25 protein-coding genes are annotated in these 25,024 nt (G+C 58.5%); 12 read left to right on the top strand and 13 right to left on the bottom strand.

The features are described 5' to 3' along the window. Positions 1–55: 55 nt before the first annotated feature. The 6 genes from E8M78_RS11825 to alr all read right to left on the bottom strand — a co-directional run bounded on the left by E8M78_RS11825 (position 56) and on the right by alr (position 6,772). Positions 56–943, bottom strand: a complete 888-nt coding sequence (locus E8M78_RS11825; RefSeq protein ID WP_137135234.1) for a DMT family transporter — start codon at positions 941–943, stop codon at positions 56–58. Between the two features lie 25 nt (positions 944–968). After that, entirely contained in the window at positions 969–1,709 is a 741-nt protein-coding gene (locus E8M78_RS11820) for an SDR family NAD(P)-dependent oxidoreductase (RefSeq protein ID WP_137135233.1), read from the bottom strand. A 54-nt stretch (positions 1,710–1,763) separates the two neighbouring features. Beyond that, on the bottom strand, positions 1,764–3,254 hold the full coding sequence (purF, locus tag E8M78_RS11815) for an amidophosphoribosyltransferase (protein ID WP_137135232.1): 1,491 nt from the start codon (positions 3,252–3,254) through the stop codon (positions 1,764–1,766). A 131-nt stretch (positions 3,255–3,385) separates the two neighbouring features. After that, the gene (locus E8M78_RS11810; RefSeq protein ID WP_137135231.1) at positions 3,386–3,967 is read right to left on the bottom strand and encodes a CvpA family protein; all 582 of its coding nucleotides are present in this window, start codon (positions 3,965–3,967) and stop codon (positions 3,386–3,388) included. A gap of 123 nt (positions 3,968–4,090) precedes the next feature. Beyond that, a complete protein-coding gene (radA, locus tag E8M78_RS11805) occupies positions 4,091–5,491 on the bottom strand; it encodes a DNA repair protein RadA (protein WP_137135230.1) in 1,401 nt (466 codons plus the stop codon). Positions 5,492–5,605: 114 nt separating this feature from the next. Further along, complete coding sequence (gene alr / locus E8M78_RS11800; RefSeq protein WP_137135229.1) at positions 5,606–6,772, bottom strand: alanine racemase; 1,167 nt, start codon at positions 6,770–6,772, stop codon at positions 5,606–5,608. 81 nt (positions 6,773–6,853) lie between these two features. On the opposite strand from alr, the gene E8M78_RS11795 reads away from it, so the two are divergent. From E8M78_RS11795 to E8M78_RS11785, 3 genes are all read left to right on the top strand, one after another. Then, on the top strand, positions 6,854–7,711 hold the full coding sequence (locus E8M78_RS11795) for an AraC family transcriptional regulator (protein ID WP_137135228.1): 858 nt from the start codon (positions 6,854–6,856) through the stop codon (positions 7,709–7,711). Positions 7,712–7,776: 65 nt separating this feature from the next. Beyond that, positions 7,777–8,478: an AzlC family ABC transporter permease gene (locus E8M78_RS11790; protein WP_137135227.1), complete on the top strand. Its 702-nt coding sequence runs from the start codon at positions 7,777–7,779 to the stop codon at positions 8,476–8,478. Further along, positions 8,475–8,777, top strand: coding sequence for an AzlD domain-containing protein (locus E8M78_RS11785; protein ID WP_137135226.1), 303 nt, complete (start codon positions 8,475–8,477; stop codon positions 8,775–8,777). The genes E8M78_RS11790 and E8M78_RS11785 overlap by 4 nt, the downstream gene beginning before the upstream one ends. Positions 8,778–8,819: 42 nt before the next feature. On the opposite strand, the gene E8M78_RS11780 is transcribed toward E8M78_RS11785, so the two are convergent. Beyond that, positions 8,820–10,316, bottom strand: coding sequence for a replicative DNA helicase (locus E8M78_RS11780; protein ID WP_137135225.1), 1,497 nt, complete (start codon positions 10,314–10,316; stop codon positions 8,820–8,822). Positions 10,317–10,697: 381 nt separating this feature from the next. Between E8M78_RS11780 and E8M78_RS11775 the strand changes: the two genes are divergently transcribed. From E8M78_RS11775 to E8M78_RS11765, 3 genes are read left to right on the top strand one after another with little or no spacing between them, the layout of a single operon-like run. Next, a complete protein-coding gene (locus E8M78_RS11775) occupies positions 10,698–11,153 on the top strand; it encodes a MarR family transcriptional regulator (RefSeq protein ID WP_137135224.1) in 456 nt (151 codons plus the stop codon). After that, the gene (locus E8M78_RS11770; RefSeq protein WP_246658300.1) at positions 11,150–12,877 is read left to right on the top strand and encodes an MFS transporter; all 1,728 of its coding nucleotides are present in this window, start codon (positions 11,150–11,152) and stop codon (positions 12,875–12,877) included. The genes E8M78_RS11775 and E8M78_RS11770 overlap by 4 nt, the downstream gene beginning before the upstream one ends. 4 nt (positions 12,878–12,881) lie before the next feature. After that, positions 12,882–13,943 (top strand): HlyD family secretion protein, encoded by a 1,062-nt coding sequence (locus E8M78_RS11765; protein WP_137135223.1) that lies wholly within the window; start codon positions 12,882–12,884, stop codon positions 13,941–13,943. Between the two features lie 77 nt (positions 13,944–14,020). Here E8M78_RS11765 and rplI read toward each other — a convergent pair whose 3' ends face one another. The 6 genes from rplI to E8M78_RS11730 form a co-directional block, all read right to left on the bottom strand. Next, complete coding sequence (gene rplI, locus E8M78_RS11760) at positions 14,021–14,596, bottom strand: 50S ribosomal protein L9 (RefSeq protein ID WP_137135222.1); 576 nt, start codon at positions 14,594–14,596, stop codon at positions 14,021–14,023. A 25-nt stretch (positions 14,597–14,621) separates the two neighbouring features. Continuing rightward, positions 14,622–15,518 carry a DUF2232 domain-containing protein gene (locus tag E8M78_RS11755; RefSeq protein ID WP_137135887.1) on the bottom strand — a complete coding sequence of 299 codons (897 nt, stop codon included), beginning with the start codon at positions 15,516–15,518 and terminating at the stop codon, positions 14,622–14,624. A gap of 227 nt (positions 15,519–15,745) precedes the next feature. Then, on the bottom strand, positions 15,746–15,994 hold the full coding sequence (gene rpsR, locus E8M78_RS11750) for a 30S ribosomal protein S18 (RefSeq protein WP_137135221.1): 249 nt from the start codon (positions 15,992–15,994) through the stop codon (positions 15,746–15,748). 26 nt (positions 15,995–16,020) lie between these two features. After that, positions 16,021–16,476: a 30S ribosomal protein S6 gene (gene rpsF, locus E8M78_RS11745; RefSeq protein ID WP_137135220.1), complete on the bottom strand. Its 456-nt coding sequence runs from the start codon at positions 16,474–16,476 to the stop codon at positions 16,021–16,023. Positions 16,477–16,760: 284 nt separating this feature from the next. Next, positions 16,761–17,642, bottom strand: a complete 882-nt coding sequence (locus E8M78_RS11735) for an RTX toxin (RefSeq protein WP_137135219.1) — start codon at positions 17,640–17,642, stop codon at positions 16,761–16,763. A 195-nt stretch (positions 17,643–17,837) separates the two neighbouring features. Then, positions 17,838–18,881, bottom strand: a complete 1,044-nt coding sequence (locus E8M78_RS11730) for an aldo/keto reductase (protein ID WP_137135218.1) — start codon at positions 18,879–18,881, stop codon at positions 17,838–17,840. 227 nt (positions 18,882–19,108) lie between these two features. Here E8M78_RS11730 and fabD point away from each other — a divergent pair, with 227 nt between their 5' ends. From fabD to E8M78_RS11700, 6 genes are all read left to right on the top strand, one after another. Beyond that, positions 19,109–20,053 (top strand): ACP S-malonyltransferase, encoded by a 945-nt coding sequence (fabD, locus tag E8M78_RS11725; protein ID WP_137135217.1) that lies wholly within the window; start codon positions 19,109–19,111, stop codon positions 20,051–20,053. 18 nt (positions 20,054–20,071) lie between these two features. Further along, on the top strand, positions 20,072–20,809 hold the full coding sequence (fabG, locus tag E8M78_RS11720; RefSeq protein WP_137135216.1) for a 3-oxoacyl-[acyl-carrier-protein] reductase: 738 nt from the start codon (positions 20,072–20,074) through the stop codon (positions 20,807–20,809). 290 nt (positions 20,810–21,099) lie between these two features. Further along, positions 21,100–21,336: an acyl carrier protein gene (locus E8M78_RS11715; protein WP_003502080.1), complete on the top strand. Its 237-nt coding sequence runs from the start codon at positions 21,100–21,102 to the stop codon at positions 21,334–21,336. 114 nt (positions 21,337–21,450) lie between these two features. Next, a complete protein-coding gene (gene fabF / locus E8M78_RS11710; RefSeq protein ID WP_137135215.1) occupies positions 21,451–22,713 on the top strand; it encodes a beta-ketoacyl-ACP synthase II in 1,263 nt (420 codons plus the stop codon). 110 nt (positions 22,714–22,823) lie between these two features. Further along, complete coding sequence (gene mltG / locus E8M78_RS11705; RefSeq protein WP_137135214.1) at positions 22,824–24,035, top strand: endolytic transglycosylase MltG; 1,212 nt, start codon at positions 22,824–22,826, stop codon at positions 24,033–24,035. A gap of 98 nt (positions 24,036–24,133) precedes the next feature. Beyond that, positions 24,134–25,021, top strand: a complete 888-nt coding sequence (locus tag E8M78_RS11700) for a YicC/YloC family endoribonuclease (RefSeq protein WP_137135213.1) — start codon at positions 24,134–24,136, stop codon at positions 25,019–25,021. The last annotated feature ends 3 nt before the right edge of the window (positions 25,022–25,024 follow it).

Here is a 25,024-nt window from a genome sequence, read left to right as displayed (position 1 = left end):
TATCCGATCCCGACAGAATATTCTTTCTAGCAGACTGCAAGCGCTGGAGAGAAGCTCAGGGCTGAAGCGGGATTTTGTCCTTGGCGGGAAAAATGCCGAGCACCAGGGCGCATCCGGCAATGATGACACCTCCTCCCGCAAACTGCAGCAGGGTCAGCGGCTCATGCAAGGCGAAGGCTCCAACCAGCACAGCGATCACGGTCACCACAAACTCGACGCTGATAGCCCGCGTTGCCCCGATGCTGCTGACGAGGCCGAAGTAGAGCACATAGGTGAGGGCGCTCATGACGCCTGCCTGAACGAGCAGATAGAGATAATCGATTGCCTGCGGCACACCCGGAACCGGAACGAGAAACAGCAGCGGCAGCGCCATGACCCCGCCAAACAGGAAGGCGCCGATGGTGACTTCCCAGGGACCAGTGTCGCTCAGGTGGCGGCTGGCATAATTGCTGCCAAAGGCGGCGCAGAAGGTGCTGAAGACCATGGCAACGCAGCCGAGAATGAAATTCCGGTCGATAGGCACCGCCGGAAAACCAACGAGCATGATGATGCCAATGGTTCCCAGAACAAGCCCTGCCACTCTCGCGGGCGTGATCAACTCCGTCCCCCATAACCGGGCAATCAACATGGAGAAGAGGGGTATGGTCGCCACGAAGATGGCGGCCATTGCGGTGCCGATCAGGGGCGTTGCGTAGGAAATGCCGATCAGCTGACCGGCAACGGTTGTTGCGCCAACGACTGCAAGCGGCTTCCAGCTGTTGGGAAAACGCAGTCTGCGATTGGTCAGACGCGCCAGCACAAAAAGCAGAATGCCCGCGAGAAGGCAGCGAAAGGTGACCGAACCCACCCAACCGAAGGCCGCAATCACATGCAGAAGCAGCAGAAACGAGAGCCCCCATGCGACCGAAAGAAAGATATAGACGAGGATGTCGCGAGGGCGCATGGGATGATCTGAATTCGACGCCGGATTATTCCGGCATTTTATAATCTACGAACTTACCCTCACGTACCACATAGAGGCGGCCTGTTTCCGTCATTGCCGGATCGCAAAGCGGCAAAAGCTTTTCCGCCACTTCGGAAGGATGTGGCAGCGTTGACGGGTCTTCCCCGGGCATCGCTTGCGCGCGCATGGCGGTGCGTGTTGCACCGGGGTTCACGTTGTTGACACGTAGCTTCGTGTGTTCGGTTTCCGCAGCCCAGGTGCGACCCAGCATTTCCACCGCCGCCTTGCTGGTGGCATAGGCACCCCAGAAGGGACGGGCATTGGTAGCGACACCTGAAGACAAAATCAGCGCGCGCCCCGCGTCAGACTTCAGCAACAGCGGCTCGACCGAGCGGATAAGCCGCCAGGTGGCTGTAACATTGGTCAGCATCACCTTCTCGAAGACCTTGGCTTCGATATGGCCGACGGGCGAAATAACGCCCAGGATACCGGCATTGGCCACGAGGATATCGAGCTTGCCCCAGCGTTCGAAAATCGAAGCGCCCAGCCGATCGATCGCCTGCATGTCGGTAATGTCGAAGGGAACCAGGGTTGCCGTGCCGCCCGCCGCCTGTATCGCATCATCCAGCTCTTCCAGTCCGCCTACTGTGCGCGCACAGGCAATCACATGCGCGCCAGCTTTGGCCAGCGCCAAGGCCGTAAAATAGCCAATACCTCGCGATGCGCCAGTGACCAGCGCGATCCTGCCCTTCAAGTCAATGCTCATATCCGTCCCACTATGAATGATCCGGCGGAGGGCAATGCACCCCGCCGGATTGTCTCAGCCGTTGCTGGCGAGAACCGAAACCTTCCGTCCCATCGTCTCGGCTGCTTTGTCAAGCAGGCGCGTCGGATAGTCGCCGGTAAAGTAGTGGTCGGTAAATTGCGGACGGGCCGGGTTGCGGTCTTCACCGCCAACGGCACGATAAAGGCCGTTGATGGACAGGAACTGCAGGCTGTCTGCGCCGATATAGCGGCACATGGCTTCGACGCCGTCATACTGATTTGCCAGCAGCTTTTCCGCGTCCGGCGTATCGATACCGTAGAAATCCGGATGGAAGATCATCGGGCTGGCAACACGCAAGTGCACTTCCTTGGCGCCCGCATCGCGGATCATCTGAACGATCTTCAGTGAAGTCGTGCCGCGAACGATGGAATCATCCACCAGCACAACGCGCTTGCCTTCGATCATCGCCCGATTGGCCGAATGCTTGAGCTTGACGCCGAAAGCGCGGATCTGCTGGGTGGGCTCAATGAAGGTGCGGCCAACATAATGGTTGCGGATGATGCCATACTCGAAGGGAATGCCGCTTTCCTGCGCATAGCCAAGTGCCGCCGGTGTGCCGCCATCGGGCACGGGCACAACGACATCCGCCTCGACCGGTGCTTCCTTGGCAAGATTGATGCCCATGTTCTTGCGGGAAACATAAACGCTACGACCGCCGACTACTGAATCGGGGCGGGCAAAATAGACATATTCGAACAGGCAGAGCCGCTCCGGCTGTGCTGTTGGCGACTTGCGCGAATCGATCTCGATCGAGCCGTCCGGTTGGATTTCGCAAATGATGATTTCGCCGTTCTCAACATCACGGACATATTTGGCGCCGATAATATCCAGCGCACAGGTCTCCGAGCAGAAGATCGGCTTGCCGTCGAGTTCGCCCATCACCAGTGGACGGATGCCCGTGGGATCGCGCGCAGCAATCAGCTTCGTGCGGGTCAGCGCCAGCATGGAATAGCCACCCTCCATCTGGCGTATGGCATCGATGAACCGATCTGTCGTCGATGTGTAGCGGGAGCGGGCGATGAGGTGTAGAACCACTTCCGTATCGGACGTGGACTGACAGATGGCGCCACCGGCGATTAACTGACGGCGCAGTGTCAGGCCATTGGTGAAATTGCCGTTATGGGCGACCGCAATGCCGCCGACTTCGAGTTCTGCAAACAGCGGCTGCACGTTGCGCAGAGCAACTTCGCCGGTCGTCGAATAGCGCGTGTGGCCAATCGCCATGTCACCCGGCAGTTTCGCCAGCGTCGCAGGGTTGGTGTAGTGGTCGCCCACCAGACCCATATGCTTTTCGGTATGGAACTGTGTTCCATCAAAGCACACGATACCCGCTGCTTCCTGACCGCGATGCTGCAGGGCATGCAGGCCGAGTGCTGTCAGTGTTGCTGCATCGGGATGACCGAGAATACCAAACACGCCGCATTCTTCATGCAGAGTGTCACCATCAAGATCATGGAATGCGTCATGCGAAACCGGCTGATTCATCTGCAGGTCCTTGCCAACTCAGAAAAAACTGAAAGAGGCCGGTAGGGTTCGCTAAGAACATCATCCGGCCTTCTGTCATGGGGTTGTAACACAAATGGAGGCTTTTGGCTTCCCTCGGTAGTCCAGGTTCGTCAATTATTTGTAACAGGTGCGTTCGGAGCTTCGTCAGACGGAGCCGCCTCATTGCCCTTCGCCTCGCCACGTCCCAGGATGCGGGCGCGGATCTGAGGCTCGATATCCGTCGGCAGAACGGTCTCAAGCCGTGAAACGAGCGTATCCAGAAACGGCTTTGACTTGGCCTGCGTAACCCAGGCCGGCTGCGACCTTACATCGACCAGCCAGTTCCAGAAGGCGACGGCAACGACGAGCAGCAGAATGCCGCGCGCTGCACCAAACAGGAAGCCAAGCGTGCGATCCAGCGCACCGATCCGGCTGTCGATGATGAAATCGGCAATGCGTGTCGTAATGAAAGTGATGATGATCAGCGCAACGAGAAAGATAACGCCTGCGGATCCCGCGAGTGCGATACGGTCGTCGGCTGTATAATTCTTGGCATAGGGCAAGAGCAGCGGGTGCAGATAGTAGGCTGCTGCTATGGAGCCCGCCCAGCTTGCGATGGACAGCACTTCGCGGGAGAAGCCGCGAACCATGGCAAGAACCGCCGAGAAAAGCGTGACGCCAAGAACAATGCCGTCAAAAATCGTGATGGGCATAGATGATCTACTCCAAGACTGATCGGTCCCGCGGCGGGGATGCATGATGTGGCCTTAGCGGAACTCCGCAGAAAGGCAAGAATTTTGCGCTCCTCTTACAACAGTGGCGAGGCCGGGGGAAGATCAATCCTCATCTGTCTGCTTGCCGAACTTGCGGGCGGAACCTGCAATCTGCACCACGAGATCGGGCAGCCCCTCGATTTCGGTCAGGCCTTTACGACCCTTTGGCAGTTCGGCAGACGATGCAGGCAGCGTTGCACGTGCAAAACCAAGCTTCTCCGCTTCCTTCAGACGTTGCGCGGTTTGTGAAACGGGACGCACCGCTCCCGAAAGGCTTACCTCGCCGAAGAAGACCGAATCGACGGGCAAGGGCGTGCTGGCAAGCGACGAGACAAGGGCCGCAGCCACGGCAACATCCGCAGCCGGTTCGCTGATCCTGTATCCACCGGCAACATTCAGGTAAACATCGTGTTGTCCGAGCCGAACGCCACAATGCGCCTCAAGGACGGCCAGGATCATGGCGAGCCGGGATCCATCCCATCCGACCACTGCACGGCGTGCCGTGCCAAGCGAGGTCGGTGCAACGAGCGCCTGCACCTCAACCAGAACCGGACGCGTTCCCTCCATTCCGGCGAATACGGCAGCACCGGGGGCCTTGGTGTTGCGTTCGCCGAGGAAAAGCTCGGACGGATTGGTCACTTCCCTCAGACCCTTATCGGACATTTCGAAGACGCCGATTTCATCGGTCGGGCCAAAGCGATTCTTCACCGTGCGCAGGATCCGGTAGTGATGGCCGCGATCGCCTTCGAAGTATAGCACGGCATCCACCATGTGCTCGACCACACGAGGTCCTGCGATCTGCCCTTCTTTCGTCACATGGCCCACCAGAACCATGGCGGCACCGGTCTGTTTGGCAAATCGGATCATGGCCTGAACACCCGTGCGCACCTGCGTCACCGTACCGGGTGCCGAATCGACAATATCGCTCCACAGTGTCTGAATGGAATCAATGATGACGAGGTCCGGCCGCTTGCCCTCGGCAAGCGTGGCGAGGATATCTTCGACATTGGTTTCGGCAGCCAGAAGCACATCGGTCGACGCCGCCCCAAGGCGCTGCGCCCGAAGCCGCACCTGCGCCACGGCCTCTTCCCCCGAGACATAGATGATCCTGTGCCCGCGCCTGGAGAGGGCTGCCGCCGCCTGCATGAGCAGGGTCGATTTGCCGATGCCGGGATCACCTCCCACCAGCACCGCAGAGCCCCTCACGAAGCCGCCGCCTGTCACGCGATCCAGTTCGCTGATGCCTGTCTGGACGCGAGGTGCCTCTTCGGTTTCCCCGGAAAGCGTCGTCAGCGCAACGGCACGGCCCTTCTTGGGTGTCTTGCCAGGGCCGCCGCCGATGCCGCCCAGCGGATCATCCTCAATGATTGTGTTCCATTCGCCGCAGCCATCGCATTTGCCGGCCCAGCGCGTGTGCACCGTGCCGCAGTTCTGGCAGACGAATTGCGTTTTTGCCTTGGCCATGACTATCCAATGCTTGCAGGCCTCGGAATTAACGGCCCATTTTGATCATGTTTTGTTCTCGTATCCTCTTGGCGGCAACTTTGCAAGAGCACCGGAACCGGAGAATTGGAAAGCTCAGACCTCGTCGCCGGTATACCGACGCTCATAGCGCAGGCCGAAACCTGTTAGGAGTTCGTAGCCGATGGTGCCGCCTGCTTCTGCAACGTCATCCAGCGGCATGTTCGGCCCGACAAGTTCGACATAATCGCCGGTTCGCAAAGCTCCGCTCGGTAGATCCGTCGCATCGAAGACCGCCAGATCCATGGTGATGCGCCCAAGAACCGGCAATTTGTACCCGTCAAACGCGGCAGCAGCGCCGCCAATTGGTCCGTTGCGCAAGGGAATACCTGAGCCTGATAGCGAACGCATATAGCCGTCTGCATATCCAACGGAAGCAACAGCAAGCCGACTGTCGCGGAGAAGCCGGTGCGTACCGCCATAACTGACTGTCTCGCCCGCCTTCGCATCCCGGATCTGCACGATACGTGCCTCCGCGGTCGCCACGGTTCTCAAAGGGCGGTCCATCGCCAGCGAAGCCTTACCTCCGTAGAGTGCTATTCCGGGTCGCGTGAGATCGAAGTGATAGCGCGGTCCGAGGAAAATTCCGGCAGACGCTGAGAGGCTTGATTCGACACCTTCGAAAGCGGCGCTAACCTGCTGGAAAAGATCAAGCTGGTTGCGTGTCGTCTCCGCATCGGCGGCATCGGCTGTGTGCAGGTGGGAGAGCACGAGGACCGGATCGAAACTCGCCGGGCGAGAGACATCCTGCGCCAAGGCCATCGCGTCGTCAAAGGAAAGCCCGAGCCGGTTGAAGCCGGTGTCCACCTGTACCGCGCACGGATAGGCACCCACCTCGGCAATGACGGACATCCAGTGCGTCATCTGCTCTTCAGAGGCGAGAACGGGCACCAGGTCGTGCTCCAGAAACAGGCGCTCCTGTCCGGGCCAGATCCCCGATAGAACGAAGATCCTGGCATCGGGCGCATAGGCACGAAGCGTTGCGCCTTCGGAAGCGGCGGCCACGAAGAAGTCCCGTGCACCGGCTTCGTAGAGTGTCAGACCGCAATCTTCGATGCCGAGACCGTAGGCATCGGCCTTCAGCACGGCGCCGGTTCTTGCGCGACCGGAGCGTTTGGAAAGCTCGACCCAGTTCTCGGCCAAAGCCGCCAGATCGACGGTCAGGCGCACCGGCGCAATGTCGAACGGATCGGCTTCTTCGATCGGCGGCTCGGTGTCGGGCATTCTTGGATCCTTCTGCTACGTCCTGCGGACCCTATCACTTTTGTTCAAGACGATCATAACGAACACGTCTATTCTGCAGTCATGCACAATGTTTCGCAGCAGCAAGCCGCCGAGGCAACGCCCGTATCGGGGACGGAAAGAACACGCTTCTGGCGGGCAAGGCACTTTCGGAACATGGAGTGCCTGACCGCCTCCTTCATTACGCATGAATTTTCTCCGCACTCGCATGATACGTTTTCGATCGGTGCCATAGAAAACGGATGTCAGGTCGCTAACATTCGGGGAGAGCGGGAAGCAACGGGTCCTGGTGCCTTGTACCTCATCAATCCCGGCGAGATCCATGACGGCCAGCCAGGCGGACCGGAGGGCTATCGTTACCGTATGATCTATCCGGATACGGCGCTTCTGGTCGATATCATCGAGGATATGACAGGGCGTGCCTTTCACGGATCTCCGAGTTTTTCCCGGCAGTTGCTCACAGATGCGCCACTGGCTGCAGCTTTCAATTGCGCCCATCGCGCCGTGGAAGAAGAGACAGGGCTTGCCGGAGAGCAAGGCATGTATGGGGTGCTCGCCAACATGTTCAAGAGGCATGGCAGCGCCATCATCCATCTGCCGGATTACAGTGAGCCGGTCGCCATGCGCCGGGTGCGAGACTATATCGCCCAGAATTTCGATCAGGATATCGGGCTTGAAGCCTTGGCCCGCATTGCCGGCCTCAGCCGTGCCCATATGATCCGCGCTTTCCGCAAGCATTATTTCATTACACCGCATGCCTATCAGACCGATCTCCGGATCCGGCACGCGCGTCATTTGCTACGAGGGGGAGCAACTCCGTCGGATACGGCCCTTGCCTGTGGATTTGCCGACCAGGCGCACCTGACCCGTCACTTCAAAGCCCGCACAGGCCTGACCCCAGCTGTCTTCAGAGCCGGTTGAACATCACTTTCGTTCAAGACCGATTGGTACGTGATGGCTAAAGCCTCCTTCGAATGGAGGCATCGATGCATCATCACTCGCGCCGGGCAGAGTTTTCTGCAGGCATCAAATCAATTCTTCCCCTTGTGCTGGCTGCTCTGCCGATCGGCTTTGTATTTGGCACGGTCGCAAGCGGCAACGGGCTCTCTCCGCTCGAAACGACCTTGATGAGCGCACTCGTTTTCGCAGGCGGCTCGCAATTCGTCGCGATGGATCTCTGGCAGCATCCGGCGTCCTGGAGCGCGCTTGGCCTTGCCGCGCTTCTGGTCAATCTGCGCCATATTCTCATGGGCGCATCCTTGGCGCGGAGCCTCGGCCTGTTCAGGATCTGGCAAAAAATACCGGCCTTGCTGGTGATGGCGGATGAAAACTGGGCACTGGCGGAAGCGCGTGCCAACAGGCAGGCGTTAACGCCAGCCTTCTATCTTGGTCTTGCGCTGCCCTTCTATCTGGGCTGGATCATGGCAAGTCTCAGTGGCGCCCTGTTCGGCACACTTCTGGGAGATCTGGCGGTCTATGGCCTGGACTTCGCTTTTCCTGCCGTATTCATCGTGCTGCTGATGGGCTTCTGGAAGGGTAGGCAGACGGGGCTTGTGCTGCTTGCCAGCGCCTCGGCGTCGCTTGCCGTTCACACGCTTGTTCCGGGTGCCTGGTATATCGCCGCCGGTGCATTGGCCGGGCTGGCAGCAGCGCTAATGCCGGATCGCAGGGCGGAGGTGCGGGCATGACGCTCAACGCTGCAACCCTTGCCGCCGTACTCGCCATGATGTTGGCAACTGTTTTCACCCGCTTGTTTGGCGCGTTTCTGATCGGCCGGATAAGCCTTTCAACCCGAACCGAAAGAGCGCTGAAAACGGTTCCGCCCGCCGTCTTGATGGCGGTGGTCGCGCCAACAGCCTTGGCGACCGGCATTGCGGAAACCGTTGCCTGCGGTGTCACCGCCCTTGCAGCTCTCCGCCTGCCGCTTCTTCCAGCCGCAGGGGCGGGCGTCTTGACCGTTGCCGGTCTGAGAGCCGTCGGCCTGTAACGAAAACGCCCCGATTGTGATCGGGGCGCTCATCCTCACGCATCAATGTTCTTCGTATTGAATAAAACTCGGGTCAGCCAGATCGGCAAAGCGCGTGAATTCAGACTGGAACGCGAGCTTGACCGTACCGGTGGGTCCGTGACGTTGCTTGGCGATGATCACGTCAGCCGTGCCCTTCACCTTTTCCATTTGCTGTTCCCACTCAGGGTATTTGGGGTCGCTGATGTCACGTGGCTCCATGTTCTTCACGTAGTATTCTTCGCGGAATACGAAGAGAACCACGTCGGCATCCTGCTCGATCGAACCGGATTCGCGAAGGTCGGAAAGCTGCGGACGCTTGTCTTCCCGGCTTTCCACCTGACGCGAGAGCTGCGAAAGCGCAATGATCGGCACATTCAGCTCCTTGCCGAGCGCTTTCAGGCCGGTCGTAATCTGCGTCACTTCCTGCACGCGGTTTTCGCCGGATTTGCCGGAGCCGGTCATCAGCTGGATATAGTCCACAACCAGAACATCAAGACCGCGCTGGCGCTTCAGGCGTCGGGCACGTGCGGAAAGCTGCGCGATGGAAATACCACCGGTCTGGTCGATGAACAGCGGCACCTTCTGCATCATCTGGCTGCAGGCAACCAGTTTCTCGAAATCTGCCTCGGTGATGTCACCACGGCGGATCTTCGAGGATGAGACCTCCGTCTGTTCGGAGATGATACGGGTGGCCAGCTGTTCGGAGGACATTTCGAGCGAATAGAAGCCAACAACGCCGCCATTCTTGGCTTTGAAGGAGCCGTCTGGAAGCACTTCCGGCTCATAGGCTGCCGCAATATTGTAGGCAATATTCGTAGCCAAAGAGGTTTTACCCATGCCGGGGCGCCCGGCGAGAACGATCAAGTCAGACCTTTGCAGCCCGCCCATCTTCGCATCCAGCGACATGATACCGGTCGAGATGCCGGACAGATGGCCGTCTCGCTCGAATGCAGCACCTGCCATATCAATGGCCTGCGCAACGGCGTCAGAAAAGGTCTGGAAGCCACCATCATAGCGACCAGTCTCCGCCAGTTCGAACAGACGCCGCTCGGTATCCTCGATCTGCGTCTGGGGCGGCATGTCGAGCGGCGCGTCATAAGCGATGTTCACCATGTCTTCGCCGATGGTGATTAGTGCACGCCGGAGCGCCAGATCATAGATCGCGCGGCCATAGTCTTCCGCATTGATGATGGTGACGGCTTCCCCGGCTAGACGACCGAGGTATTGCGCCAGCGTCAGATCGCCAACCTTGGTTTCGGCGGGAAGAAAGGTCTTGATCGTCACAGGATGGGCGATCTTGCCCATGCGAATGATGTCGCCTGCAACCTCAAAGATCTTTCGGTGCAACGGTTCATAGAAATGGCCCGGCTTCAGGAAATCGGAAACGCGATAATAGGCGTCATTATTGACCAGGATTGCGCCCAGCAGAGCCTGTTCTGCCTCAAGATTGCTTGGGGCTTCGCGGTAGTGAGGCTCGTTAGAGAGAGCGGGCGCAAGTTTGCGCGCGGCTTCGTTCATCGTTTCGATCCAATCATGATCATGTTCGGTGTGCTGCCACTTTACCTGTCCCGGAAGGAGATAACAGACGCCAGCGCATAACTCACATCGATTCACAGCCCCCAACCGCCGAATGACGGAAAAGCGTGAGTGATGCGAGTTTTCCGTTGACTGTGCTTTTCCCCGAATCAGGTCGCGGAGGTCATATTATAGAGATCTCTTTCCCCCGGTGCAGATGTCGGTTGCATCTTTTGCAAAACTTGGTGAACGCGCGCATGGGACGTCTTTGATCCCTGTCAAATTTGCATAGCTGTGCCCTGACATGAATTGTTGAATATTATAATTCCCTGACATACGTAGGTTGTAAATCATTAGTAACCTAATCATCAGGGATCAATAACAATGTCGCGTCACACGATTAATGAGCGGCTGTTCGACGAGATGTCGGCCTTCAACAGGCGACTGCGTGCGATGTTCGACATGCGAACGCGCGAGATGGGCCTGACGTTGACGCGGGCGAGGGCGCTTTTTGCGCTGAGCCGGCGGGGTCATCTTTCGCAAAAGGATCTGGCACAGGAACTCGAGATCGAAACGCCGACACTGGTTCGCGTGCTCGACGGCATGGAGAAGCAGAACCTTATCGAACGACGCGCTGGCGAGGGTGACCGACGAGTCAAGGAGATCCATGTAACCGCGGAAGGAGAGATTGCCGGACGTGCGGTTCAGACCCTGGCGCGCGATCTGAGGGCACGACTTGTGGAAAACATTTCGCCTGAGGATCTGGAAGTCACTCTGCGCGTTCTCTTGCAACTCAACCGGAACCTTGCCGTTTCGAGCGCCGAGGAGCAGCGTTTATGAGCAGTGTCAGTGCAACGATGGAACGTCAGGCGGACACGCCCAAAGCCGTCAGCGAACCCTCGCCGACGCCGGTTGGCTTCCTGTCTTCCACCTTTCGTCCGCGCCAGCCTGTGCCGGTTGAAGAGCGACCGGTCTGGTTGACGCTTGCCTATATCTTTTCTGGGCTTCTAATGTTCCTGACCCAGGGTCTGGGTATGAACATTGTTACCGCCAATATCTATCAGTTGCAGGGAACCTTCTCAGCAACAATAGCCGAAGTCGCCGCCCTGTCTGCGGCATACATGGCGCCCTATGCCAGCCTTTCGCTCGCGCTCTTCAAGATCCGCGTGCAGTATGGCCTGCGTCCCTTTGCTGAACTGAGTATCGCCGCCTTTGTTCTGGCCTCCTGCCTCAATCTTTTCGTGACTGATTTCCATTCAGCGCTTGTCGTCCGCTTTGTCAGCGGCATGGCGGCGGCTCCGCTGTCGTCTCTCGGCTTTCTCTACATTCTGGAAGCATTCCCTGTGCAGAAGAAACTGACTGTCGGCCTCAGCATCGCCCTGACTGGAACACTGCTCGCAGCGCCCGTCGCGCGGATCATTTCTCCGGTTCTCATGGATATTGATGGCTACCAGACGCTCTATACGATGGAGCTGGGCCTTGCTTTGCTGGCTCTGCCGCTGATTTTCGTTCTGCCTCTCACAGCGCCGCCTCGCGTCAAGGCAATCGAACGCATGGATGTCTTCACCTACATGCTTTTGGCAGTCGGTCTTGGCTCTTTCGCTGTCTTCTTCACGCTCGGTCGCTTCTATTGGTGGTTCGAGGCCCCATGGCTCGGCATCCTGTTGGCGACCAGCGTTGCGACGTTGACGGTCTTTGCCATGATCGAGCTGCACCGTGCCAATCCCTTGCTGGATCTGCGCTGGATCTTCTCCTGGCAGAACCTCCATCTGGCGGCGGTTCTCATCATCTTTCGTGCTGTTACTGCGGAGCAGTCCAGCACCATGGTCGGCTTCCTGCAGCAGCTCGGAATCCAGAACGACCAGATGGGTGTTCTCTTTGGCTACATCCTGCTTGCCTCGCTTGTCGGCGGTGCGGTCTGCGCCTTCCTGATGTCGCGGCAATATCTGGGCACCGCCCACTTCATCGCGCTCGCCATGATTGCGACCGGCGCATTCCTGGACAGCCAGTCGACGAACCTCACCAGGCCGGAACAGTTCTATGTCAGCCAGTCCTTGATCGCCTTCGGCGCAGCCATGTTCCTGCCTCCCGTCATGGCGCGTGGCTTTGCTGCGGCCATTCAGAAGGGGGCTCCCTATCTGGTGAATTTCATCGCGATCTTCCTGTTCACCCAGATCAGCGGTTCGGTTATTGCAACGGGTCTGCTCGGCACCTTCGTGACAATACGTGAGAAGTTTCACTCCAGCATTCTGGTGGAAAACATACTTCTCACCGACCCCGATGTTGCCCAGAGGGTTGCGCAATTGTCTGCGGGCTATGCGAAGGCGCTGACGGACAAAACGCTTTTAAATGCCGAAGGTCTGGTGCTTCTCGGCCGGCAGGTTTCGCGAGAAGCCTATATCCTCGCTTACAACGACACCTTCCTTCTGATCGGCATTGCCACGACGGCCGCACTGATCGGTCTCCTCATTCACCTCTCCTGGGATAGCGCGAAAGCGGCATTGGCTGCGCGACACCTTGCGAAAACCTCTCAGGACGAGGCAACAGTTCCATCTCAGGTATAAAGACATGTTGAAGAAACTATTTTCCCCGGTCACGCTTCTCATCCTGCTCGTGGGCCTGATTGGTTTTGGCCTCGTTCTTTACGCCTGGAGGCTGCCGCCGTTTACCAGTAGCGTGGAGCTGACAGACAACGCCTATGTCCGCGGCTACGTGACGACACTCAGCCCACAGGTTAGCGGCTATGTAGTCGACGTTCCGATCATGGACTATCAGAAGGTCAAGGCGGGCGACGTGCTGGCCAGGATTGATGATCGTATATACCAGCAGAAGCTGGCGCAGGCGCAGGCGACCTTGGCCAGCCAGAAAGCCGCACTGGATAATTCGCACCAGCAGGAAGTCTCAGCCAAGGCAAACATCACGTCCAGCGAAGCATCGCTGACCAGTGCGAATGCGGCCCTGACGCAGGCAAGTCTCGCCAGCGAGCGACAGCAGAATCTCAGCCGCAGCGGTGTTGGCACGACCAGTGTGCAGGAACAGGCGGAGGCCGCACTGGAAAAGGCGAGGGCTGGCGTTCAGCAGGCAGAAGCCGCTCTTGAGGTTTCCCGCCAGCAGTTGCAAACGATTGTTGTGAATCGCGGTTCGCTGGAGGCAGCCGTCTCAAGCGCAGAGGCAACCGTACAGCTCGCGAAGATCGACCTTGCCAACACCGAAATCCATGCACCACGGGACGGGCGGGTTGGTGAGGTGGGCGCGCGTATCGGCCAGTATGCCACGGCCGGCACCCAGTTGATGGCGATTGTGCAGGATGACGTGTGGATCATCGCCAATTTCAAGGAAACCCAGTTGCAAGGCATGCAGGTAGGCCAACCGGTCCAGGTCAGCGTCGATGCTCTTGGCCATCGTGAACTGCGCGGTACAATTGAACGCTTTTCCCCGGCTGCGGCTTCCGAGTTTGCTGTCATCAGATCGGACAACGCGACGGGCAACTTCGTCAAGATCGCGCAACGTGTCGGTGTTCGCGTGAAACTGGATGCGGACCAGTCTGCGGTCGAAGATCTTCAGCCGGGACTATCCGTCGTCGTCCGCGTCGACAAGACCGAGCCACCGGTTAGAACCGCGGCCAACTAAAAATAATCATTCTCGCGGAAACAAAAACCCCGGTTCGAAGGAACCGGGGTTTGTTGCGCCAGAAATGGCGGAAGCAATCACGCTTCGTCTTCGTCGCGGTCTGCATCCGGATCGAAGAAGTCTTCCGGACGAAGCGCGTCTTCGTCAACGCCGTAGATGGCATCGGCAGAGGTGAGACTCTCACCCTTGGCCTGACGCTCGGCTTCTTCAGCGGAACGGGCAACGTTCAGTTCAACTTCCAGCTCGACTTCAGCATGCAGATGCAGCGTAACCTTGTGCAGGCCGATTTCCTTGATCGGGTTGTTCAGGTCGACCTGGTTACGGCCAACGTTGAAGCCGTTTGCGGCCAGAACGTCAACAACGTCACGAGCAGCGACAGAACCGTACAACTGACCGGTTTCGCCAGCAGCGCGAACCACGATGAAGCTCTTGCCTTCGAGGACTTCAGCAACCTTCTGGGCTTCGGACTTGCGCTCGAGGTTACGGGCTTCAAGCGTTGCACGCTCGGCTTCGAAGCGCTTCTTGTTGGCTTCGTTGGCGCGCAGCGCCTTGCCCTGCGGCAGCAGGAAGTTACGGGCGTAGCCATCGCGAACCTTTACGGTTTCGCCCATCTGGCCGAGCTTGGCAATGCGTTCAAGAAGAATGACGTCCATCTTCGTTGTCCTTTCGAGTTCTAATTTAGGTGTCTTTGTTGTCAGTGGGGCGGGCAGGCGTCAATGCGATTGTGCGCCGCGTATCGGAAAGTCCGACGACCAAGATGGCGATCATCGGCAATAGCATCATGGTCGAGAGATAGGCCAGGACGAGCGCAGGCACGCGCCAGTCCTTGCCGCGCAGCCGAAAATGCAGCGAAGCAAATCCGGCCATTAGGAAACCGGCGCCGAACGTGCCGCAGATCGTGGCTCCGACCATGGCTGGCACGCCACCTGCAAACATCAGGACGATGCCGGCGAGGAAAACGAAGATCGCATTGCGGTTCATGCGCAGCGCAGATGGCATGTCTTCACGTGGGCGAAGCGCGCGACCGCTGCGGGATACGATGCGGATGGCTAGATAAAAGGCGGTAAACAGCAAGGTCACCCAGATGCCGCCCTGGATCATCGGCAGCATCAGAACGATTAGAACCTTGGTCTGGGCGAGGCTTTCTGCATTCGGTGCAAGCCCCGGACTCTGCTGGTTGAAGCTCTCCGCCATCAGGTCGACCATGCGGTCCGTCAAGTGTGGGCCGTAGCCGATGACCATGCCCAGGATGATGACAGCGGCCGTTACCAGTCCGCACAGATGCAGCAGGATGTCTGAGATCGGGTACCAGGCCATCAAATGGTCTGGACCGCCAAGTTCCGAGGCAGGGCGAGCAAGATTGGCGAGATGCGAAAGCCAGCCAGCAGGGATCAAGGTGAAGATTGCCATGGCCAGTGCGAACATGGGCGTGACGAGAACCGCGCCCAGAATTGCTGCCGTGATAATGGCGATGATCGCCGTACGATTCCCCCAGCCGAGACCGGCCACAAGAACGGGAAGCGCGGAGGAGGCATAGAGGACAGACGCAAAAGACGGCTGCGCATTCGCGCCCATCACGAGCAGCGTTGCGGCAATACCGGCGATGATGCCGGTCGTCAGCACTGTCTGGTTCAATCCGTTCACGTCTCGCTGTCCTGCCAGTTCAAGCAGTTAGGGGAGGCACCTGAATCATAGCCTCAGGTCGCGTGGTCCCCAACATGGGTTTTAAAGGTTCCGATCCGCGCCCATCGCGGAAGGGAGACGCCGCCGAAGACTGAAAGCTCCAGCGGCGACTGTTTCATTTAGGAAACGACGTAAGGCAGCAGGCCGAGGAAGCGGGCGCGCTTGATGGCCTGGGCCAGTTCGCGCTGCTTCTTCTGGGAAACTGCTGTGATACGCGAAGGAACAATCTTGCCGCGCTCGGAAATGTAGCGCTGCAGAAGACGAACGTCCTTGTAGTCGATCCGCGGTGCATTGGCGCCCGAGAAGGGGCAGGTCTTGCGACGGCGGTGGAAGGGGCGGCGTGCCGGAGCAGAGGATGAGTCAGCCATTGGTAATTCTCCTTAAGCTCTCGAAATTACGCACGGTCTTCGCGCGGAGCGCGCGGACCACGGTCACGGTCGCCATCACGCGGCGGACGCGGACCACGATCGCCGAAGTCACGACGCGGGCCACGGTCATCACCATCACGACGCGGACGATCGTCACGGTCACGCTTCTGCATCATGGCAGACGCGCCTTCTTCGTGCTTTTCGACAGCAATCGTCATGTAACGAAGAACGTCTTCGTTGATGCGCATCTGGCGCTCCATTTCGTGCACGGCAGCAGCCGGTGCATCGATGTCGAGGAGAGCGTAGTGAGCCTTGCGGTTCTTCTTGATGCGGTACGTCAGGGACTTGAGGCCCCAGTTTTCAATGCGCCCGACCTTGCCGCCGTTAGCTTCGATAACACCCTTGTACTGTTCTACGAGGGCGTCAACCTGCTGAGCGGACATATCCTGCCGGGCAAGGAATACATGTTCGTAAAGAGCCATTGTAGCTTGCCTTTCTTGCGGTTGTCTTGGCCCGGTAATCGGCGGCTAAGCCTCAACGACTGGTCTTGGAAAGAGCAAAAGCCCAAGCAAGAAAAGCGTTACGATCGAGACGGTCGAGAGCGGAGACACGGGAGGCCGGAACCCTTGTGGTTCCAACGGTTCCATTTGCGAAACCGGCCCTCCGTTCAGCCACCAGCCAGAAGACCGGGCATTTCGAACAGGCGGGCTTATACGCTCATTTCACGCGAATGCAAGCCTTCAGGGGAAATTACCGCCTTGTGGGCTCAGTTTATCCGAAGCATCGTCTGTCCGTCCTTGACGGCAAAGCTGAAGCTGGCGGTGGTCTTGCCGTCCAGCGTGACGGTGATGCGATCCTCGCTGCCCTTGATGGATGCAGTCAGCGTGTTTCCGGAAACTGCGATGTCCAGATCATTTGCCGTGAGGCCTCCGAGTGCGATGGCAAGACCCGACGTGCTGCGAACGGTGTCCTGTCCGTCGCCGCGTCCGAAGCCATACTCGATCAGGGAATCGGCGCCGGTGGCCTTGAGGCTGACAGTGTCATTACCCAGGCCGCCGCGCGCAAAGATCCGGTTGCCTTCCAGCACCAGATTGTCGTTGCCGTCTCCAGAATCCAGATTGCGGATCGTGTCGGCTGCGACCTTCATCGTATCATCGCCAGCCCCGCCGAGGAGGTCGAGAGCGAGTTTTGCCTTGATCTGAATATCGTCATTGCCGTCGCCGCCGTCAATCGATCCGACAAAGGTGCCTGCCGCCTTGATGCTATCATCGCCGCTGCCCGCGCGAATGTCCGAAATGGAATCACTCTTGAGGATAAGGCTGTCATTGCCTGCACCTGCATCGATGTTGGTGATGCCGCGACCCGTGACCGTCAGCGTATCGTCACCCTCGCCACCAGTGCCAGAGGTGACATAGCCCAACTGTTCCTCCATGGTCGCCTTGTCCTGCGCTTCAGAGGAATTGAGAGTGATGATCTCGATAATCCGAGAGAGCGCGCGCTGGCTTGCGGTTGGCGCAGTATCAGTTTGCACGGCAGGCGGACGACTGCTGGAATATAAGGTGCCACTGGCAGCTTTGGGGGGTGAAAACAGCAGATCTATGTCGCGCGCGGCGCTGGGGCTGCGAAAGAAGCCGCTGATCGTGCTCATGAATGCCTGCTCCCCGGACAGATCGATACTGCAGCCTCATAACGGATTGCGCTGAACGGATTGCGCGGAGGTGCTTTCCCGAGCTTACAATCCGGGCTTGAGACGATCCAGCAACACTATGGGAATAGGTTAGCATTCAGTGAAACGGCAGCCGCTGAAGAGGGCTGCCGTGTTGTTTAGTTTCTGTGCTTATTGTCAGATCGGCATCGGATACTGACGGTGGATCTTGTTGATCTCCCGCAGGATCTCGTCGGACAGTGTGACGTCAGCCGCACCGATATTGATCTTCAACTGTTCCATCGAGGTTGCCCCGATGATTGCTGCCGCCATGAAGGGGCGGGTGAGGCAGAAGGCCAGTGCCAGTTGCGAAGGGTCGATCCCGTGCCTTGCCGCCAGATCCACATAGGCCTGCGTTGCCGCCTGCTGGTGCTGGACAAGACGCCCGCCGATATCGCCATTGATGGCGCCGCGTGAACCGGCTGGCTTTTCACCGGAGAGATATTTGCCGGAAAGAATACCGCCTGCGAGCGGTGAATAGGCAAGAAGGCCCACATCTTCATGATGGGCGAGCTCTGCGAGGTCCAGATCGAAATGCCTGCACAGCAGGCTGTACTCATTCTGGATGGTGGCAACGCGCGGCAGACCCTTCTCTTCGGCAAGCGAGAGGAATTTCTGCGTGCCCCAGGTCGTCTCGTTGGAAAGACCAATGGCGCGGATCTTGCCGGCCTTCATGCAGGCGCCCAGCACATCCAGCTTTTCTTCGATCTCTGCCAGCGTCTGCGATTTGTCCTGCTTGAAGGGATCGTAACCCCAGTTGGCGCGGAAGTGATAGCTGCCACGATTCGGCCAGTGGATCTGGTAGAGATCGATGTAGTCGGTCTTCAGGCGCTTGAGGCTTGCATCCACAGCGTCCTGTATAGCCTGTGCCGTGATCGGTGCGCCGCCGCGAATATACGGGCGTCCGGCACCGGCGACCTTGGTTGCCAGAACGACCTTGTCTCTTTTGCCGGTCTTCTGGAACCAGTTGCCGATCATGCGCTCGGTATCGGCATAGGTCTCGGCGGAAAGAGGCGTGGTCGGATAGAGTTCTGCCGTATCGAAGAAATTGACCTGATGGTCGAGCGCATAGTCCATCTGTTCGAACGCCTCGGCTTCGCTATTCTGCGAACCCCAGGTCATCGTTCCGAGGCAGATTTCCGAAACGGAAATGTCGGTTCGTCCAAGTTTCTTGAATTTCATGAGGTATATCCGTGGTGGCCATGATGGGAGGGCGGCTGCAATGTAGGCCGCTTCTCAGGCAACACAAGACGCGCCCCGAAATTGCAACTTCGAGAAAGCCGTCTTTCTCGTGGACGTTCATAAAGTGTGGTCTAGCTGGTCTCCAGGCCTAGTCCATTGGCCGAAAGTCTTGACTTGCTCGGCCAGAATGTGAATGGAAGGCAAAAATAGGGAAGGATACAGGCCCGATGAGCATTGCTTTCACATTCCCCGGTCAGGGCAGCCAGGCTGTCGGCATGGGCAAGGATCTTGCCGATGCATTTCCGGAAGCGCGCGCCGTCTTTCAGGAAGTCGACGATGCGCTTGGTCAAAAACTCTCCGACATCATGTGGAATGGTCCGGAAGATCAGCTGACGCTGACGGCCAATGCCCAGCCCGCATTGATGGCGGTTTCCATGGCGGTTATTCGCGTTCTGGAGGCTGGCGGCCTTAAGCTTGCCGACAAGGTTTCCCATGTGGCTGGTCACTCTCTGGGCGAGTATTCTGCCCTCGCGGCTGCCGGAACATTTTCCATAGCCGATACCGCGCGCCTGCTGCGCATTCGCGGTGATGCGATGCAGTCTGCAGTGCCTGTGGGCGAGGGTGCCATGGCAGCCATCATTGGTCTCGAACATGCTGACGTTCAGGCGGCATGCGAAGAGGCGAAGGCGGCGGGTGTCTGCCAGATTGCCAATGATAATGGCGGCGGGCAGCTCGTGATTTCCGGCTCCAAGGCTGCGGTCGAGAAGGCTGCCGCTCTGGCAACCGAAAAGGGCGCAAAGCGCGCCATCATGCTGCCCGTCTCCGCGCCGTTCCATTCCGATCTGATGGCACCTGCCGCGACAGCCATGGCGCATGCCTTGGACAAGGTAGCCAAGCAGGACCCGGTCGTTCCGGTCGTCGCCAATGTGCGCGCGGCCCCTGTTATCAACGCGGACGAGATCGTCAAGCTGCTGGTCGCGCAGGTCACCGGTCAGGTTCGCTGGCGTGAAACCGTCGAATGGTTTGGTGCAAACGGCGTGACGACATTGTACGAGCTGGGCTCCGGCAAGGTTCTGACCGGTCTGGCGCGTCGCATCGACAAGAACGTGACAGGCATTGCCGTCAACACACCTGCTGATATTGATGCGGCGCTGAAGACGCTGCTCGGCTGATCTCGAAGGATTACGAACATGTTTGATCTGACTGGCCGCAAGGCTCTTGTGACGGGTGCGACTGGCGGTATTGGCGAAGAGATCGCCCGTGCCCTTCATGCTCAGGGCGCCATCGTTGGTCTGCACGGAACGCGCGCCGAGAAGCTCGAAGCCTTGGCAACCGAGCTTGGCGAGCGCGCCTATGTGTTCCCGGCAAATCTCGGTGACCGTGATGCCGTCAAGGCGCTTGGCGAAAAGGCCGAAGCCGAGCTTGGCGGCGTGGACATTCTTGTGAACAATGCCGGCATCACCAAGGATGGCCTCTTTGTACGCATGAGCGACGAGGACTGGGACAATGTCCTGGAAGTCAACCTGACCTCCACCTTCCGCCTGACCCGCGAACTGACACATCCGATGATGCGCCGCCGGTTCGGTCGCATCATCAACATCACGTCGGTGGTCGGCGTGACCGGTAACCCGGGTCAGGCAAACTATTGTGCCTCCAAGGCAGGCATGATCGGCTTTTCAAAGTCGCTGGCTCAGGAAATCGCCACGCGTAACGTGACGGTCAACTGCATCGCTCCGGGCTTCATCGAAAGTGCGATGACCGGAAAGCTCAATGACAAGCAAAAAGAAGCCATTCTGGGCGCAATTCCCATGAAGCGCATGGGAATCGGCGCCGACATCGCTACGGCTGTTGTCTACCTTGCTTCGAATGAAGCCGGATACGTGACGGGTCAGACCCTGCACGTGAACGGCGGCATGGCAATGATCTGAACAGCTTGCATTCCTTTGCTTCCGCCCACAGGTTTGGCTGTTGGCGGTGGTGAAAGTGGTCATTTTCTGGCTTTGCGGCGCGGTGAAACCGTGTTAATCGGGCCAATGACTGTCTACAGTCACCCCGAATGCGGACCTCCTCGGTGCGATTGACGCATGACAAGGTCGCAGTCTAGCTTCGGGTTGAGCGAGTTTGCCCGGGAGCCGTTCTGCAAAAGACGGCCAAGGGTTCCAACAGGGTACGGCTGCCGTGAGGGCGGTCCGAAAAGATAAAGGTCGAGGAAACCGACATGAGCGATATCGCAGAGCGCGTTAAGAAAATTGTCATTGATCATCTCGGCGTCGATGCCGACAAGGTTGTCGAAGGCGCGAGCTTCATCGATGATCTGGGCGCTGACTCCCTCGACACGGTCGAACTGGTCATGGCTTTTGAAGAAGAGTTCGGCGTTGAAATTCCGGATGACGCTGCTGACTCCATCCTGACCGTCGGCGATGCCGTGAAGTTCATCGAGAAGGCTCAGGCCTGATCTGAACTCAAGAGCTGGAGCACGCCTTGATGGCGGTCGCTCTTCAACGGCCCGGCATGTTCGGGCCGTTTCAGTCATATGACATCATCAATTCTTGGCGGGTGGGGCGCTGGCATGAGGCGTGTCGTTATCACCGGTACCGGTATGGTATCTCCTCTCGGCTGTGGTACGGAAATCAGCTGGTCCAGGCTGATTGCCGGTCAAAACGCAGCAAGGCTGGTTACGGAGTTTGAGGTCGAAGATCTCCCCGCAAAAATTGCCTGCCGCATTCCCACAGATCCGTCCATCGAAGGTGCTTTCAATCCTGATGACTGGATGGAGCCCAAGGAACAGCGCAAGGTCGATCCGTTCATCGTCTACGGTGTGGCGGCTGCCGACATGGCGCTGGCAGATGCTGGCTGGCATCCGAAAACAGATGATGACCAGTGCGCCACGGGCGTTCTGATTGGTTCCGGTATCGGTGGCCTCGAAGGCATCGTCGAAGCAGGCTATACGCTGCGCGACAAAGGCCCTCGGCGCATATCCCCCTTCTTCATTCCTGGCCGTCTGATCAATCTGGTCTCCGGTCAGGTATCGATCAAGCACAAGCTGCGTGGTCCAAACCACGCCGTCGTCACCGCCTGCTCAACTGGCGCGCATGCCATCGGCGATGCGGCGCGGCTTATCGCGCTTGGTGACGCAGATGTCATGGTGGCCGGCGGTGCAGAATCGCCGATCTGCCGCATCTCGCTTGCTGGCTTCGCTGCCTGCAAGGCGCTCTCCACGCAACACAATGACAATCCGCAGAAGGCTTCGCGCCCTTACGATCGCGACCGTGACGGTTTTGTTATGGGCGAGGGCGCGGGCATCGTCGTGCTTGAAGAGCTGGAGCATGCCAAGGCGCGCGGCGCCAAGATCTATGCCGAAGTCGTTGGCTATGGGCTCTCTGGCGATGCTTTCCATATTACCGCACCTTCTGAAGATGGTGACGGGGCTTTCCGCTGCATGACGGCTGCCTTGAAGCGGGCAGGGATCAGCGCCTCCGAACTCGATTACATCAATGCGCATGGGACATCGACCATGGCCGATACGATCGAGCTTGGCGCGGTGGAGCGGCTGGTGGGTAATGCGGCTTCCAGGATCTCCATGTCCTCGACCAAGTCGGCCGTGGGCCATCTGCTTGGCGCGGCCGGGGCAATCGAAGCGATTTTCTCGACGCTTGCGATCCGCGACAACATCGCGCCGCCGACGCTCAATCTGGATAATCCGGACGTAGAAACGGCCATCGATCTGGTGCCGCATGTCGCGCGCAAGCGCGAAATCAACGTGGCACTCTCCAACTCCTTCGGCTTCGGCGGCACGAACGCATCATTGGTCCTGCGTCGCTACGAAGGCTGATTTCGAAGTGGGAGCCGCGTCGTGATTGACCGATTCCCGCTTTTAATCCCTGTTTTCGCCGCATTGCTTGGTCACAGACCGGCATTGTTGAGCTGATTTAAGGAGTAGCGGTGACCGATACGAACAGCACAAGCGAACCGAATTCGGCAAACGGCAGCAGCTCCGGCAGTGGCCCGTTCGTGCCAAAGTCGCCAAACGAGGCTCTCAAGCCGGAGCGGGTGCCCGAGCCACCGCGTCGTTCCCGCAAGGCACGAAGCCAGCTGGTCATCTTCCTGAATTTCCTGATGACCTTGATCGTTCTCGTCAGTGTTGTGGCCGTTGCCGCGTTCTATTACGTAATATCCGCTTACCAGCAACCCGGACCCCTCGCCACGAACACCCATTTCGTCGTGCCGGATGGTGCGGGTCTCGCCCAGATCTCGCAAATGCTGGAGCGCAATGGCATCGTCTCCGATGCGCGTGTCTTCCGTTACATGACGGCGAGTTATCTCCATAAGGAGCAGACTCTGAAGGCGGGCGAGTACGAGATCAAGGCAGGAATGTCGATGAAGGACATTGCCCTGCTGCTGGAATCCGGCAAGTCCATTCTCTATTCGGTCTCCATGCCGGAAGGGTTGACCGTTCAGCAGATGGTCAAGCGTCTGGCAGACGACCCGGTTCTGGAGGGACCCGTTCCCAACGAATTGCCGCCAGAAGGAAGCCTGCGTCCGGATACCTATAAGTTCTCGCGCGGCACGACCCGCGGCGAAATCCTGGCTCAGATGCGGGCAGCGCAGGAAAAGCTGATCGATCAGATCTGGGCCAAGCGCGACCCCGATCTTCCGATCAAGACAAAGCAGGAATTCGTAACGCTCGCCTCGATCGTGGAAAAGGAAACCGGTAAGGACGACGAGCGCGCGCATGTCGCTTCGGTCTTCATGAACCGTTTGAACAAAGGCATGCGCCTGCAATCGGATCCAACGATCCTGTATGGCCTGTTTGGTGGCGCTGGGCGTCCTGCCGATCGCCCGATCATGCGCTCTGACATCGACAAGCAGACACCATTCAATACCTATCAGATCAAGGGGCTTCCTCCGACACCGATCGCAAACCCCGGTCGGGCAGCACTGGAAGCCGTCGCCAATCCGTGGCGGACGAATGACCTGTATTTCGTCGCGGATGGAACCGGCGGGCACGCTTTTGCGGCGACGCTCGACGAGCACAATGCCAATGTACGGCGTTGGCGCAAGATCGAGGCCGAGCGGGCCAACGCCTCGGGTGATACGCTCAACGGCGGTTCACCGGGTGGTGCCGATGCCGAGAAGCCGCCGAAGGGCAACTGACGCGGCGTTCACATAACAAATTCCAGGCGTCGCTCCGGCGGCGCTTTTCTTTATCGAACTAGCCGGTTCCGGCTGCTGCATGAATTCTGAGGCCAGATATGACTGTACAATCCATGACAGGGTTTGCCCGCTGCGAGGGCACCAGTGGTCGCTTTCGTTGGGTCTGGGAGTTGCGTTCCGTCAACGGCAAGGGCCTGGATTTCCGTCTGCGTCTGCCGCCAGGTTTCGAAGCCATGGAAGGCGAAATCAAGGCGCGTGCCTCGAAGCATCTGAGCCGTGGCAATATTCAGGCGACGCTCTCCGTCTCCGTGGCAGAATCCAGAATGGAGGCCGTTCTCAATCGAGACGCGCTGGAAGCCGTTCTTAAACTTCGAGAAGAGTTGGGAGATCTGGTCGATAGCGCGCCGCTCAAGCTCGACACTGTGCTTTCTATCCGTGGACTTGTGGATATTCGGGAAGCAGGCGAGGAGCCAGCAGCACTCGAGATCAGGGATCGGGACATTCTCGCAGGTTTGGAAACGGCTCTCTCCGATTTGGTGTCCATGCGGATCAATGAGGGAAATGCGCTTGCTTCGGTTTTGCGCCAGCATTTGGAAACAATCGCGCGCCTGACGACGGTTATAGAGTCGGATGCTTCCCGTTCGCCGGAGGAGATCGCCCGGCGCTTGGCAGCTCATGTCGGAAGCCTCCTCGATGGCAACGGTGGGCTGGAGCGTGAGCGGCTTTACGCAGAAGTCGCGCTGCTTGCGACCAAGGCTGATCTGCGCGAGGAGATCGATCGGTTGAAGGCCCATGTCGGCGCAGTCGAGGAACTTCTGCAGAAAGGTGGCCCGGTTGGCCGCCGTCTTGATTTTCTTGCACAGGAATTTAACCGCGAGTCGAATACGATCTGTTCCAAATCGAACTCTTCCGCGGTAACCGCAGCCGGTATCGAGTTGAAAGTGGTCATCGACCAGTTTCGCGAACAGGTTCAGAATTTGGAGTAGCCA

The sequence above is a fragment of the Rhizobium sp. FKY42 genome (assembly GCF_005222835.1).
Classification (GTDB): Bacteria; Pseudomonadota; Alphaproteobacteria; order Rhizobiales; family Rhizobiaceae; genus Neorhizobium.
The sequence above is the reverse complement of the archived record's forward strand: the minus strand, read 5'-3'. Positions and strand labels throughout refer to the sequence as shown.